Source organism: Chitinophaga sp., assembly GCF_039596135.1.
Lineage (GTDB): Bacteria > Bacteroidota > Bacteroidia > Chitinophagales > Chitinophagaceae > Chitinophaga.
Genome location: NZ_JBCNKH010000003.1, coordinates 180,182 through 194,424 on the forward strand (window position 1 = coordinate 180,182; position 14,243 = coordinate 194,424).

Annotated in this window: 10 protein-coding genes; 7 read left to right on the forward strand and 3 right to left on the reverse strand. The window is 45.8% G+C overall.

Annotated elements, in window-relative coordinates; genetic code table 11:
* Positions 1-59: 59 nt before the first annotated feature.
* Positions 60-1,232, forward strand: coding sequence for an AGE family epimerase/isomerase (locus tag ABDW16_RS04150; RefSeq protein ID WP_343667909.1), 1,173 nt, complete (start codon positions 60-62; stop codon positions 1,230-1,232).
* Between the two features lie 48 nt (positions 1,233-1,280).
* On the opposite strand, the gene ABDW16_RS04155 is transcribed toward ABDW16_RS04150, so the two are convergent.
* The 3 genes from ABDW16_RS04155 to msrA all read right to left on the reverse strand — a co-directional run bounded on the left by ABDW16_RS04155 (position 1,281) and on the right by msrA (position 3,732).
* Positions 1,281-2,333, reverse strand: coding sequence for an SGNH/GDSL hydrolase family protein (locus ABDW16_RS04155; RefSeq protein ID WP_343667911.1), 1,053 nt, complete (start codon positions 2,331-2,333; stop codon positions 1,281-1,283).
* A 29-nt stretch (positions 2,334-2,362) separates the two neighbouring features.
* The gene (locus ABDW16_RS04160; RefSeq protein WP_343667912.1) at positions 2,363-3,043 is read right to left on the reverse strand and encodes a hypothetical protein; all 681 of its coding nucleotides are present in this window, start codon (positions 3,041-3,043) and stop codon (positions 2,363-2,365) included.
* A gap of 149 nt (positions 3,044-3,192) precedes the next feature.
* On the reverse strand, positions 3,193-3,732 hold the full coding sequence (msrA, locus tag ABDW16_RS04165; protein ID WP_343667957.1) for a peptide-methionine (S)-S-oxide reductase MsrA: 540 nt from the start codon (positions 3,730-3,732) through the stop codon (positions 3,193-3,195).
* Between the two features lie 303 nt (positions 3,733-4,035).
* Here msrA and ABDW16_RS04170 point away from each other — a divergent pair, with 303 nt between their 5' ends.
* The 6 genes from ABDW16_RS04170 (at position 4,036) to ABDW16_RS04195 (ending at position 14,208) form a co-directional block, all read left to right on the forward strand.
* The gene (locus ABDW16_RS04170; RefSeq protein WP_343667914.1) at positions 4,036-6,162 is read left to right on the forward strand and encodes a DNA mismatch repair protein MutS; all 2,127 of its coding nucleotides are present in this window, start codon (positions 4,036-4,038) and stop codon (positions 6,160-6,162) included.
* A 151-nt stretch (positions 6,163-6,313) separates the two neighbouring features.
* Entirely contained in the window at positions 6,314-6,748 is a 435-nt protein-coding gene (locus tag ABDW16_RS04175) for a MarR family transcriptional regulator (RefSeq protein WP_343667915.1), read from the forward strand.
* 258 nt (positions 6,749-7,006) lie between these two features.
* Complete coding sequence (locus tag ABDW16_RS04180; RefSeq protein ID WP_343667916.1) at positions 7,007-7,888, forward strand: AraC family transcriptional regulator; 882 nt, start codon at positions 7,007-7,009, stop codon at positions 7,886-7,888.
* 437 nt (positions 7,889-8,325) lie between these two features.
* A complete protein-coding gene (locus tag ABDW16_RS04185) occupies positions 8,326-9,522 on the forward strand; it encodes an efflux RND transporter periplasmic adaptor subunit (protein ID WP_343667918.1) in 1,197 nt (398 codons plus the stop codon).
* Between the two features lie 82 nt (positions 9,523-9,604).
* Positions 9,605-12,772, forward strand: a complete 3,168-nt coding sequence (locus ABDW16_RS04190) for an efflux RND transporter permease subunit (RefSeq protein WP_343667919.1) — start codon at positions 9,605-9,607, stop codon at positions 12,770-12,772.
* 20 nt (positions 12,773-12,792) lie between these two features.
* Positions 12,793-14,208 carry an efflux transporter outer membrane subunit gene (locus ABDW16_RS04195; RefSeq protein ID WP_343667958.1) on the forward strand — a complete coding sequence of 472 codons (1,416 nt, stop codon included), beginning with the start codon at positions 12,793-12,795 and terminating at the stop codon, positions 14,206-14,208.
* Positions 14,209-14,243 lie beyond the last annotated feature (35 nt).

The window sequence follows — 14,243 nt, forward strand, 5'->3', positions numbered from 1 at the left end:
TCCTGCATGAGGAATAACCCTAGCTTTGAAGAAACAGCACCACGTTTTTTCGAAAGACTATGGACAAGCGACTAGCGGATTACAGGGAGGAGGTTACCACGGCATTATACGATATCCTGCACTACTGGCAACAATTTTCAGTTGATCTGCAGGATGGTGGATTTTACGGGGCAATAAATAACGACAACATCGTACAGCAGGGTAGTCCCAAAGGCGCAGTGCTGAATAGCCGTATATTATGGACTTTTTCTGCAGCCTGTAAATTCGATCCTCAGCCACAATTTTTAGCATTGGCAAACAGAGCGTACCAGTACTTACGTACACACTTCCGGGATACTGCATTCGGGGGTGTATATTGGTCGGTGACAGCAAAAGGTGAACCGCTGGAAACACGGAAACAGGTGTATGGACAGGCCTTTCTGATCTATGCCTTAAGTGAGTATTACGCCATTCAGCCTTCCAGGGAAATATTGGATTGGGCTATAGATGTATATCGATTGCTGGAAGCACATAGTTATGACCCGGTAAACGGTGGTTACTATGAAGCATTTTCCCGGGAATGGGGATCCATTGAAGACCTGCGCCTGAGTGCAAAAGACGACAATGCCGCCAAGACCATGAATACCCATCTGCATGTATTGGAAGCTTATACTAACCTGTATCGCATATGGCCGGATGAGGATTTACGAAATAAGATCCAGCAGCTGATCCTGCTATTTTTAAATAAAATCATTCATCCTTCTACCCATCAGCAGCTCTTATTTTTCAATACAGCCTGGGAGCCGCAATCCAGTGTCGTTTCTTATGGTCATGATATAGAAACATCCTGGTTATTGCTGGACGCAGCAGATGTTTTAGCAGACGAGGCGCTCTTACACCGGGTAAAAGAGAACGCCGTTAAAATGGCGCTGGCAACTATTGCTGGTGTAGCAAAAAACGGCAGCCTGCAATACGAAGATGACAACACAGAAATACACTGGTGGGTACAAGCCGAAGCAATGGTGGGATTTTTCAACGCCTGGCAACTAAGTGGGGAGGAAAAATATTTACAACTTTCATTAAACAACTGGTCATTTGTAAAAAAATATATCATTGACCATGAAAAAGGAGAGTGGTACTGGGGCGTAACAGCGTCGTTGGCGATCATGCCCGGGCAGGATAAAGCGGGGTTCTGGAAATGCCCCTATCACAACAGCAGGGCGTGCCTGGAACTCATTCACAGGATTGTTTAACACGTATATGAACATAAAGGCCGGCATGATTAGCCGGCCTCTTTTATTTTAATTCCATCCTTTTAATTTCCTGATATAAGCCGTAAGTTCTTTAGCAATCTGTTGATGTTCTTCCAGTGTAGGATGATCTCCACATCCACCATGGTACCTTTTGGAAAAGAAATAATATGACACATTCTTATCTCCGCTGGCGGCCACCACCCGCTTAATATAGGACTTCAATACAGCACTCAGGTCTGCATCTGCCATCGGACTGCTCAGCAGCACAATACTGGCATTGGGATAATATCCTCTTAATGTACGAATGAATCGCAGGTAGGCATTACAATAAGTAGTAGAATCCTGCTTACCATCGTTCTGGCCCAAACATACTGTTACTACATGCGGTTGGTATTTCTTAAAATCCCAGGGCATACTATTATCCCGCATGTTGATTTTATCAAATACCTGCGGCATAGTAATTTTCATCTCACAGCAACTATGTATCAATCCAATTCCTGATACGGAAGACAGCATCCAGTGTGCATCCAGCGCACGTGCTGTCAGTGGTCCATAACTCATAAAGGCATTGTGCTGGTCATACCACTGCCCCTGTCCACAGGGAAAAGTAGATTGATCACTGCCCGTACCGCAGGTAATGGAATTCCCGATAAATTCAAGTCTGCGCGATGGTGTAGAAGTAATTGGCAGCAGTTTTTTGCACTGCAACCCGATAAACTCCAGGTATCCGATACCTGCTTCCGTATTTTTACAGATAGTGATGATATGCTCCCCGTCGCGCAGATTGGAGGCGGCTTTGATCACATTATGCTGTGCCGTTGTCTGGACTCTTTGGGCTGGTTGGTTATCAACCTGGATAGCGAGGTAGTTGTGCTGGTTATTCAGCACTTCATCGTCGATAACAATATTGCAGTAAGTACCGCTGAATTTTGCGCGGATATACACCCCTGGTTGCCAGAAGCGATACGTTACAAAACTGCTCTTTAAAATACGACCGGTGTATTGGATATAAGGATGGTTGGCCCTGTAGTCAATAGCCTCCTGGGCAAAGGTTTGAAGGCTGCATAAGATGAGCAGCGGGAATAAAATACGTTGTATCATAACAGAGAAATAAATCTCTGCGAAAAATACTAAAATAACTTAGAATATAAACTACCGATGGCTACCCATATGGATGTACGTGCAGCTGGAGTTTGCCTGCTCAGGTCAGGCATTTCGGCCTGCAACTCGTTGTAGAGTTTTTCTGCCTGCAGGTGAGAGGGGGTATCGCATTGCAGTTCCAGGATATTGGAGAGCATCAGGATGGCCATCCTGTGATGTTTTTTCGCCAGTATACGGGCGGTTTTTATCACTTCCTTACAATATTCTGAGCGGAAGGAATAAAATTCATCCGGCAGTAAATTGAGTAAACAGATGTAAGTGATATCTACTGTTTCTTCCAGTGCTACGGCATCGATGGCCTGCGCCAGTTGCAGCTGGTGCCTGATTGACAATAATAGTCGTTCCTTATCATTCAGAAATTGCAGAATGGCTGTATAGCTCTTTTCCTCATGACAATCATCGAGCAGGTGCGGATTCGCCATGAGGTCACGCATCATTTGGGTATCTTTCATTTGCAGGCAACTAATGACAGCTGCGGTAAAGACAGGTTCAAAATGAGGGGCGATGATTTGCAATAAGGCTGGTTCATTGTACCTGGGATCATTGAGGAATCGGCCTCCTTTAGGAATAGCACCGGTTTCAAGAAATGAAATTAAAACGGTATCCCGGCGGATTAGCGTAAATAGGGATTGAGTAGTAACGTGATTCATAGCATAGGTTGGGATTGTACAATAGCAATATAGTAAATTTTTTAATATATAATATATATTTTTTTAGTTGGCGGCAAAAAAGAAGGGGATATACCAAAGTTTTGATACATCCCCCTTTTTTTAGCGATTTTTAGGTAGGTTTCCCCCAATTAATTCGTGTCAGTTTTGAGTTTATCTTTAAACACCTTCTTAAATTTCTCCAGTTTGGGTGCTATCACAAAGTGACAATAGGGCTGTGACCCATTTTGCTTATAATAATCCTGGTGATAATCCTCTGCCTTATAAAACGCCGTAAAAGGAGCAATCTCTGTCACCACCGGTTTATCGTACGCCCCGGATTTATCCAGTTTGTCCTTGTACAGCGCTGCCAGTTTGTGCTGCTCTTCATTATGATAGAAAATTACAGACCTGTACTGGGTACCCACATCATTCCCCTGCCTGTTCAGCTGGGTGGGGTCGTGGGCGGTCCAGAAAGCCTTCAGCAACTCCTCGTAAGAGATTTTGGCAGGGTCATAAGTCACCTGGATCACCTCTGCGTGTCCCGTTGTGCCGGTGCACACCTCCTCATAAGAGGGATTTTTCACCGTGCCACCAGAGAAACCTGATTCTACCTTCAGCACCCCATCCAGGTATTGGAACTGTGCTTCTGTGCACCAGAAACATCCTCCGCCAAAGGTTGCGGTCTCCACTTTTACGTCTTTGGGAATAGCCATATCACCCGGTACTTTATCTTTCGATGGTTTGCCCTGGGCGCAGGCCACAAAGGTGATGGCGAGCAAACAGCTTAATAATGAGTATCTTCGCATGATTTTTATCGTTTGGAGTAGTTTTACAGGCGTAAGCACTTCGACCCCAGACAAGTTAAATTACGATAAGATTGATGTAACAGATCGCCAAGTTAATTAACTTTAACATTCTTTTGAATGGCCAAAAACCAATTTTAACCGCCTGTGCTATTGTAACCGCAGGCTTTGTATGGAATTAAATTTAAGATGAAGTATTTTCCCGATTCAGCGTTAGTACAGCTGGAATTCGACAAAGTGCAGGCTTTGTTGGAGGAACATTGTAAAACGGAGCTGGGTAAAGAAATGGCGCAGGAACTGCGTTTACATACCCACATTGATTACGTTAAAACGGCATTACAGCAGGCGCACGAATATAAGCAGCTCACCCTGCTGCAGGAACATTTTCCCAACGATTATGTACTGAACCTGAAAAATGAACTGCGCTTACTGGGTATCCAGGGAGCGGTATTAAGCGGTGAGCAGGTAATGCAGTTGCGCAAGCTGGCCGAAAGCATGGGCAGCATTGTGCGCTTTTTTGATCACGACAGGCGCGTTACTTACGCGGGCCTGTTCGAGGTGATCACTCATACCCACTACGAAAAGAAGATCATCCTGATCATTGATGAAATACTGGATGAAGCAGGGTTGGTAAGGGACAACGCTACTCCGGAGCTGTCCAGGATCCGTATGTCACTGTTCCGCAAGCGGAATGAACTACGCCGTGTATTTGACCGTAGTTTGTCAAAACTCAGCAAACTGGGATACCTTGCCGACACCGGCGAAGCTTTTCTGAATGGCAGGAGGGTAGTGGCTATTTATGCTGAAAACAAACGGATGGTGAAAGGGATTCTCCATGGAGAATCCGATACCCGTCGTACAGCATTCATAGAACCTGAAGAAACTATTGAGCTGAATAATGACGTAGCTTCCCTGGAAAGGGATGAAAGCCGTGAGGTATACAAAATATTGCGTACCCTGACTGCGGACCTGAGCAAACATTCACTGCTGCTGAACAACTACCACATTATTCTCGGTACTTACGACTTTATTCGTGCCAAATCTAAGTTGGCACTGGATATGGATGGTAATTACCCAATGCTCACGCCGAATGCACAACTGCACCTGGTAGATGCTTATCACCCGTTGTTGCTGTTGTACAACCGTCGGAATGCCAAACCAACCATTCCTGTTAACCTCACGCTGGACAACAATAATCATATTCTTGTGATCAGCGGGCCGAATGCAGGTGGTAAAACGGTGACCATGAAAACCGTTGGCCTGATTCAGCTCATGCTGCAGGCAGGGCTGCTGGTGCCGGTACATCCCAGCTCTCAGCTCGGTATTTTCAGACAACTGATGATCCACATTGGGGATACCCAGTCACTCGAATTTGAATTGAGTACCTATAGTTCGCACCTGAAAAATATGAAGCATTTCATGGAAAATGCGAATGGTAAGACCCTCTTTTTTATCGATGAGCTGGGAAGTGGTTCTGATCCGAACCTTGGTGGCGCTTTTGCGGAGGTGATCATGGAGGAGCTGGCTAAGAAGCACGCGTTTGGTATTGTAACCACCCACTACCTGAACCTGAAGGTAATGGCGAACAAGGTGAAAGGTATCATCAACGGGGCTATGGGTTTTGACGAGGAGAACCTGTCGCCGATGTACAAACTGATTGTAGGTAAACCCGGTAGCTCCTATACATTCTCCATTGCACAGCGAATAGGATTGCATCCCGCGTTGATCAACAGGGCCAAAAACCTGGTGGATGAAGGGCATTTCCAGCTGGATAAGCTCCTGAACAAAGCAGAACAGGACCTGCAAAAGGTAGAGGCAAAGGAGAAGGAATTACAACAGTTACTGCGTGAAAACGAAAGGTTGAAACGTGAGTACGAGGTGCTTTCTGACAAGGAAAGGAAGAACCAGCAGTTTGGGATACTGAAACTCCAGAACAAAATCAAGGAAGACGAACTGGCCTACCTGAAAGATATGGAGCGCAAAATGAAGCAGATAGTGGTCGAATGGAAGCGCACCGACGACAAACAGAAGGTGATGAAGCAGGCGGAAGCGCTCCTGTTTAGAAAACGGGAGAAGGCTATTAATGACAAACTGGAGAAAAAGGTACAGGATAAATTCCAGGAAGTGCTGGGTGGCAGTCTCGAAATAGGGGATCTCGTAAAAATTAAAACAAACGGCCAGGTGGGTAAGCTGATCGAAATACGTGATAAGCGTGGTATAGTGAAATTGGGAAATATTCCGATGAACGTACTGCTGGCAGATCTTATATTAGTAAAGGAACGCCCTAAGGAGAAGGAGGCGGCTGCGGGGAAATAACTCTTTGCAGTCAATTTCCTGCTTTCCTGACTTTTTGCTGCGGCAGCAGTAAAAAGTCCAGTCCCCTCGAAAAAAAACGCTTTTACCGCAGGTAAAAGCGTTTTTTTTCGAAAATACTTTTAATTAGCCGGCTAATTATTATATTTGTCCTATGAACAAACCGCTTATGTGCAGTACCCTGGGTCACCTACTGGTACAAATTGGCAAAGCGCACAGAAACAAAGGAAATCAAATGCTGGCTGCATACAATCTGCATGCCGGCCAGGAGATCTTTCTTCAGCAGGTACTATGTCACAACGGCATCATGCTCAGTGACCTTACTACCAACATGGAAGTCACACCCGTGACCGTCACCCGTATGGCTGACCGTCTCGAAAAAAACGGCTTCCTGGTAAAAGAAAAATGCTGTAGCGATCAGCGCGCTGTCAGGGTTTCCCTTACTGAAAAGGGTAAGGAGGCCGCCATGCATATCACAGAACAAACCTGGAACCAATTGGAACAACAAATGGTGGAAGGACTAAGTACAGAAGAAAGGATAATCTTAAAACGTCTGCTCATGCAGGTATTGGGAAATTTAAAGAAATAACATTTTTTGCTTATTTAATTAGCCGGCTAATAATAATTGCAGATAATAGATATAATTATCATGTAAAAATAGTTCGATGAAATATGAAATGTATACTATACTTTTGTCGCACTATGTAATATCTATAATCTGCTAATCATCTACTGATTACAATCCTGCCGACTAACTAATCCATGCCGATTCTGTAGCTAGAATGGCACTGCCTCTGAACTTTTACAACTGAGCCCTCTTCTTTTTAACGACTAAACTGTATGTGATATGAAGACTAATGTAGTCATACCAGTTTATAATGTTGACGACTGTGTTGATGTGCAGAATCCATTAAAAGGGTTCTTTATCAACCGGACTACCTACCTGGTACAACCAGAAGATCTGAAAGAACCGCATCGCCGTAAGCATTTCAGTATCACACTTGTGCTATCAGGCGAAACAACACAATATATCGACTTCGAAAAATATACTGTCAGGGGACCTGCTGTAGTGATGTTATATCCGGACCAGGTACATCAGCATACAGGAGATAGTTTATGCGAGGTCGTTAATATCATTTTTTCACAGGAGTTCCTGGTGAATGAAACCGGATTGGGTAGCCCTATCTGCTGGGGCTGCGTGTGTGGTACACCCGTGATTGAGCTTACAGACGCACAACTGAAAGATCTGATGGGGTTTGCACGTCTCATGCTGAGAGAGATGGAAAACAGTCAGCCATTGCGGGAGCTGATTATCCGCAACATGCTGCATTCACTCATTGCTGCCATCTCCCGGTTGCCACAGCGCGACATTGCCGGTATGCAGACAGATACGCTGCCTAACCGCATTGTACGCCAGTTCGATGAATTATCTGATGTTCATTACAAAGACAAAACGCAGGTAGCACATTATGCAGACATGATGTATGTGACGCCCGGTCATCTCAACGATACTATCAAGGCTGTGTTGGGAAAAACCGCCAAGCAGATCATTGACGAAAAACGGGTAATGGAAGCCAAGAGACTCTTGTTTTACGGCGAACATACAATCAAGGAAATTGCCTGGGAGCTTAAGTTTGAGGACGATGGATACTTCAATCGTTTCTTCAAAAAGCATACTGGGTATACACCAGCGACCTTCCAGAAGAGTATCCGGGAAAAGTACAATTAATACCGTAATTAGTTAAATGAACTTCCTTGTTGATCATTGTACTTTTGTGTAGTTATAATAATCATAACATGATGATGTTGAAATAATGTCGTCCTTAAAAACCACTAGCACATGAAGTATCAAAATTTCTCCTGCTAACCTGTTCATAAATTTTTCTTAGCAGTAACCAATCAAAAAACTTTGTCATCTGATTGCCCGGTTCAGGCGGGTGGGGTGGCCTTTCTATCTCTAATAACTGTCGTTATTTAATAACCGGTAACCACCGTGAAAGGGAGGGGTATGCCTTCGTGAAAGGGACCAGGCGTCTTTATTAAAGAGGTTTTATTCCTTTGTTAAGGAGGTTTTATGTCTTCATGAAAAGGAGACGTTTGCCTTAATCCTTCGCCACTGGCGGCATGGCTATCTATTGCCATACTTTTCTTAAAATGAACAATTGTATGAATCACTTATTCTTATTACAACAAGCGCACAAAAAACACGGACCAGCAGGTCTTCTTTATAGTATCATTATTGTCGCGTTTCTTTCATCATGTGCCTCTTCTTCTGCAAAAACAGAAAATGCAGGAGGTCCGCCGGCAGCAGTACTGCCAGTGCTGAAAGTAACTTCCATTCCTGCTACTACGTACCGCGAGTACAATGCAACGGTAGAAGGAAAGGTAAATGTTGAAATCCGCCCACAGGTGGATGGATACCTCGACAAAATCTTTGTGGATGAAGGTGCTTATGTAAAAGCAGGACAACCTTTATTCCGCATCAACGACCGTACTTACCAGGAACAACTGAGTAATGCATCAGCACTCCTGCTCGCTGCACAGGCCAATGAAGAAAAGGCCCTGGTGGAAGTAAACCGTCTTACACCACTTGTACAGAACAATGTGGTATCTGACGTACAACTGAAAACCGCCAATGCGGCATACCAGGCTGCGAAAGCCAGCGTAGCACAGGCACAGGCAAATGTGGGCAATGCACGTATCAATGTAGGATACACCCTGATCACTGCCCCGGTGAGTGGTTACATCGGTCGTATTCCTTTCAAAACCGGTAGCCTGGTAGGTCGTGGAGAAACACAGCCACTTACTTTGTTATCAGATGTAAATGAAGTGTATGCTTATTTCTCTATGAGTGAAATTGACTTCCTCAAATTTAAAAATAAAATAGCTGGTAATACCATTGCCGACAAGGTGAAACAATTACCTGCTGTAGACCTGGTGCTGCCTGACAATAGTATCTACGCCGAAAAAGGTCATGTAGAAACAATGGAAGGTCAGTTTGACAAAACAATGGGTGCTGTGAGTTTCCGTGCTGTGTTCCCGAATGGTGCGGGGCTGCTTCGCTCTGGTAATACAGGTAAAGTACGCATTCCGGAACAACTCTCTGCTGCGCTGCTGGTACCACAGGAAGCGACCTATGAGCTGCAGGACAAAGTATTTGTGTTCACAGTAGGAGATAGCAATAAGGTGGCGAGCAAGCCAATTACTATCTCTGGTAAGAATGGTGCTTACTACTTCGTAGAGAAGGGACTGCAGGCTGGTGAGAGCATTGTGTATTCAGGACTAGGAAGATTACAGGATGGAGCTGTGATTACACCACAGCCGATGTCTATGGATAGCCTGCTGAAGGTAAAGCCATTGTAAAATGGGGAGCCTGAGTAATCCTATTGTTATAGGAATTATTAATAGAAGGCATCGCCATTGTAAAAAATTCAACTAAAGATTTATGTTAAGAAGATTTATAGAAAGGCCGGTACTGGCAACGGTGGTTTCCATCCTGTTGGTGCTGTTGGGGATCTTATCCCTATTCACACTGCCGGTTACACAATTCCCGGACATCGCCCCTCCCTGCGTGGCCGTTACAGCATCCTATCCCGGCGCAAACGCCGAAGTGGTAGCCCGTTCCGTAGCCACCCCCATAGAAGAAGCGGTAAACGGTGTAGAGAACATGACCTACATGACCTCTACCTCCAACAACGACGGCTCCATGACCCTGAGCGTGTACTTTAGACTGGGTACCGATCCTGACATGGCAGCAGTAAACGTACAGAACCGCGTAGCAAAAGCTACCAGCCTGTTGCCATCTGAAGTGGTCAGCGCAGGTATCACCACAGAGAAGAAGCAGAACAGTATGATCATGGTGGTGAACCTGATGAGTAATACACAGGAATATGATGAGAAATTTCTGCAGAACTATGCAAAGATCAACATCATTCCTGAAATACAACGTATCACCGGTGTAGGTCAGGCCATGGTATTCGGTGCCAAAGATTACTCTATGCGTATCTGGCTGCACCCTGACCGTCTGGCTGCCAACCACCTTTCTCCACAGGATGTATTGAACTCCATCCATGAGCAGAACATAGAAGCAGCCCCCGGCCGTTTCGGTGAAAGCAGCGACAGGGCATTCGAATATGTATTAAAATATAAAGGAAAACTGAACCAGCATGAAGACTATGAGAATATGGTGCTGAAGGCAAATGCTGATGGTTCTTTATTGCGCCTGAAAGACGTGGCGAGAGTGGAGTTCGGTTCCTTTACATATAGCAGTGACACCAAGGTGAATGGGAAATACGGTATTGGTATCGCTATCTATCAGACAGCAGGTTCAAACGCCAATGATATACAGGTAGCTGCCAATGCACTGATGAAAAAAGCAGCCCTGCAATTCCCCAAAGGCATAGAATATTTCAATATCTATAGCACCAAGGAATACCTGGATGAATCTATCGACCAGGTGAAACATACCCTGCTGGAAGCATTTATACTGGTATTTATCGTTGTATTCATCTTCTTACAGGATTTCCGTTCTACCCTGATTCCAGCTATCGCAGTACCGGTAGCCATCATAGGTACTTTCTTCTTTATGCAGCTGTTTGGTTTTACCATCAACCTGCTCACCCTCTTTGCACTGGTACTGGCTATCGGTATCGTGGTGGATGACGCCATCGTCGTCGTGGAGGCGGTCCACGCCAAAATGGAAAAGATCAATATGTCGCCCCGGAACGCTACCATCACCAGTATGCAGGAAATATCAGGTGCGATCATTTCCATCACCCTTGTCATGGCAGCGGTATTCGTACCTGTTGGTTTCATGCAGGGCCCTGCCGGGGTGTTCTACCGTCAGTTCGCCTTTACACTGGCCATCGCGATCCTGATCTCTGCATTGAATGCATTGACCCTGAGTCCTGCACTCTGTGCCCTGTTATTGAAGAATATACACCACGGAGACGACCACAAATCAAAGCACACATCCATGGGCTTCGGCAGTCGTTTCTTCAATGCTTTCAATACTGGTTTCAATGCAGTTACTTCAAAATATATCAATAGTCTCCGTTTCCTCGTAAGACGTAAATGGATTGCAATAGGTGGTCTGATACTGATCACCGCTACAACCGTATACTTAGTAAAGCGTACACCTACCGGATTCATTCCTACAGAAGATAATGGTTTCGTGGTATACTCCATCACCATGCCTCCCGGCGCTTCATTGCAACGTACCAGGGAAGTAGTAGGCAAGGTGGAAAAAATCATGCACGACTTCCAGTCAGTAAATGCATACCTGAGCGTATCCGGGTTTAACATCATCACCAATTCCAACAGTTCTGCATATGGCGTAGGTTTCGTAAAACTGAAACCATTCGAACAGCGGGGACAGGTGAAAGACCTGAAAGCTGTAATGGGTATGATGCAGGGCGCACTGGCAGGAATTCCTGAAGCCAATATCTTCATGTTCAACATGCCTACCGTACCCGGTTTCAGTAACGTAGATGGTTTCGAAGTAATTCTGCAGGACCGCACCGGTGGCCCGCTGGACAAACTGGCGAATACATCCTATGGTTTTATCGGTGAACTGATGAAGCGCAAAGAAATTGCTTTTGCCTTCACCACTTTCAACGCCGGTAACCCACAGTACAGCGTACAGATCGATGAAAGCAAAGCGAAACAGCTGGGTGTGAAAGTATCCGACATCCTGCAAACATTGCAGGTATTCTATGGTAGCACTTACGCATCTGACTTCAACCGCTTTGGTAAATATTACAGGGTGATTGTACAGGCAGACGTACCTGCACGTGCAGAACCTTCTTCACTGGATGAAGTGTTTGTGAAGAACGAAACAGGTGAAATGGTGCCCATGAATACAGTGGTAAAGCTGGAAAGAGTGTATGGCCCTGAAACTGTAACCCGCAATAACCTCTTCAATGCAGTATCCATCAATGGTCAGCCTAAACCGGGTTATAGTACTGGTGATGCAATCAAGGCTGTGGAAGAAGTAGCAGCGCAATACCTGCCAAGAGGTTACGCTTATGAGTGGGTGGGTATGACAAAAGAAGAAATTGCAGCCGGTGGTCAGGCAGGTATCATCTTCCTGTTGTGTCTGATCTTCGTATACTTCCTGCTGTCTGCACAGTATGAAAGTTACATTCTGCCATTCTCAGTAATCCTCTCTATACCGCTGGGTATCTTTGGCGTATTTGCCTTCATCAATCTGGCAGGGATAGACAACAATATATATGTACAGGTAGGTCTGATCATGCTGATTGGTCTGCTGGCTAAGAACGCCATCCTGATCGTAGAGTATGCCGTACAGCGGCGCAGGGGAGGAATGGGGCTGCTGGCTTCAGCATTGGAAGCGGCCAGGTTACGTTTGCGTCCGATCCTCATGACATCCTTTGCATTCATCGTTGGTCTGACACCACTCATGAGAGCCACAGGTTCATCTGCACAGGGTAACCGTTCTATCAGTTTCGGTGCAGCAGGAGGGATGTTGACAGGCGTATTGCTGGGCATCTTTGTGATACCGGTGCTGTTCATCGTATTCCAGTATATACAGGAACGCATTAGCGGCAAGCCTGTAAGACAGGAAGATATGGAGACAGCAGCAGAGTATTAAAAAAAATAAAGAAAAAAGTGATGACTAAAAAATATATCAGTGTCCTAACCGTCTTCATTGCTATAGTTACAATTCTGGCAGCCTGCCGGGTAGGCCGTGACTACAAACAGCCTGCCCTGGTACTGCCGGAGCAGTTTGGCGACAAAGCCCCTTCGGATACCAGCGTAGCTGGAATGCCATGGAAGGAGTTCTTTTCAGATACGACCTTACAAAGACTCATCAGCGCTGGCCTGAGTGGTAACTACGACCTGCAGCTGGCAGTAAAACGGATCGAAGAAGCTTCAGCTTACGTTAAACAGGCAAAGGTAGCCTGGCTGCCAACTGCCACGCTGAATGTGGCGGCCAGTACCACCAACCCTTCAGATAACAGTTTGAATGGTACCAGTTTGGAATCATTCCTGGGTGCAAATCATATCGAAGACTATTCATTGAATGCAGCAGTATCCTGGGAGATTGATGTGTGGGGTAAGATCAAAAGACAAAAAGAAGCAGCACTGGCCAGTTACCTGGAAAGCTACGAAGGTGCACATGCGGTGCAAACCACCCTCGTATCAGATATCGCCAATGCATACTATAACCTGCTGATGCTGGACGCACAGTTGCAGATAGCAAAGAACAGCCTTTCACTGAGCGATACCATTGTGCAGATGATCCGCCTGCAAAAGGCAGCGGGCGATGTGACAGAACTGGGCGTGCAACAGGCCATTGCCCAACAGCAGACAGCAGCATTGCTGATACCGCAGCTGGAACAGGCATTGGCTATACAGGAAAATGCTTTGCGGATACTGACCGGCGAATTGCCGGGCACCATTGCACGCAATCAGCGACTGAGCACCAGCCTGATGCGCGATTCACTGCCGGTAGGTATTCCTGCCAAAATGATCAGCAAACGCCCGGATGTAAGAGCAGGAGAGATGGCGCTGGTAGCTGCCAATGCAAAGGTAGGCGTTGCGCAGGGTAGTATGTACCCTACATTGACCCTCACCGCTACAGGTGGATTAAATGCCTTTAAAGCGAGTGATTGGTTCACAGTGCCGGCTTCCCTGTTTGGTGTAGCTGGCGCCGGTCTGACTCAGCCATTGTTTCAGCACAGACAACTGAAAACACAGTTGGAAGTAGCTAAAATCCAAAGAGAAGAAGCAGTTATTCGTTTCCGTCAGCTGGCACTGAGTGCAGTAGGAGAGGTGAGCAATTCCCTGGTGAAACTGGACAAACTGAAGTCACAGCAGGAAATCGCTTCCCAACAGGTAAAGACGACACAATTGGCTACCCAGCAAGCGCAATTATTATTCCGCAGCGGTATGGCCAATTACCTGGAAGTGATCACAGCACAGGGAAATTCCCTGCAGGCTGAGCTGACGCAGGCAGACATTACCCGTCAGCAACTGAGTGCCGGGGTGGAATTGTACAGAAGCCTGGGAGGCGGGTGGAATTAAAAAATGACAGTTGTAATAGGTAGATAAGTTGTTGT

Excerpts from the sequence above, each read along its gene's own strand:
- ABDW16_RS04150 (WP_343667909.1), top strand. The coding sequence starts at position 60 with ATGGACAAGCGACTAGCGGATTACAGGGAGGAGGTTACCACGGCATTA.
- ABDW16_RS04155 (WP_343667911.1), bottom strand. The coding sequence starts at position 2,333 with ATGATACAACGTATTTTATTCCCGCTGCTCATCTTATGCAGCCTTCAA.
- ABDW16_RS04160 (WP_343667912.1), bottom strand. The coding sequence starts at position 3,043 with ATGAATCACGTTACTACTCAATCCCTATTTACGCTAATCCGCCGGGAT.
- ABDW16_RS04170 (WP_343667914.1), top strand. The coding sequence starts at position 4,036 with ATGAAGTATTTTCCCGATTCAGCGTTAGTACAGCTGGAATTCGACAAA.
- ABDW16_RS04175 (WP_343667915.1), top strand. The coding sequence starts at position 6,314 with ATGAACAAACCGCTTATGTGCAGTACCCTGGGTCACCTACTGGTACAA.
- ABDW16_RS04180 (WP_343667916.1), top strand. The coding sequence starts at position 7,007 with ATGAAGACTAATGTAGTCATACCAGTTTATAATGTTGACGACTGTGTT.
- ABDW16_RS04185 (WP_343667918.1), top strand. The coding sequence starts at position 8,326 with ATGAATCACTTATTCTTATTACAACAAGCGCACAAAAAACACGGACCA.
- ABDW16_RS04190 (WP_343667919.1), top strand. The coding sequence starts at position 9,605 with ATGTTAAGAAGATTTATAGAAAGGCCGGTACTGGCAACGGTGGTTTCC.
- ABDW16_RS04195 (WP_343667958.1), top strand. The coding sequence starts at position 12,793 with ATGACTAAAAAATATATCAGTGTCCTAACCGTCTTCATTGCTATAGTT.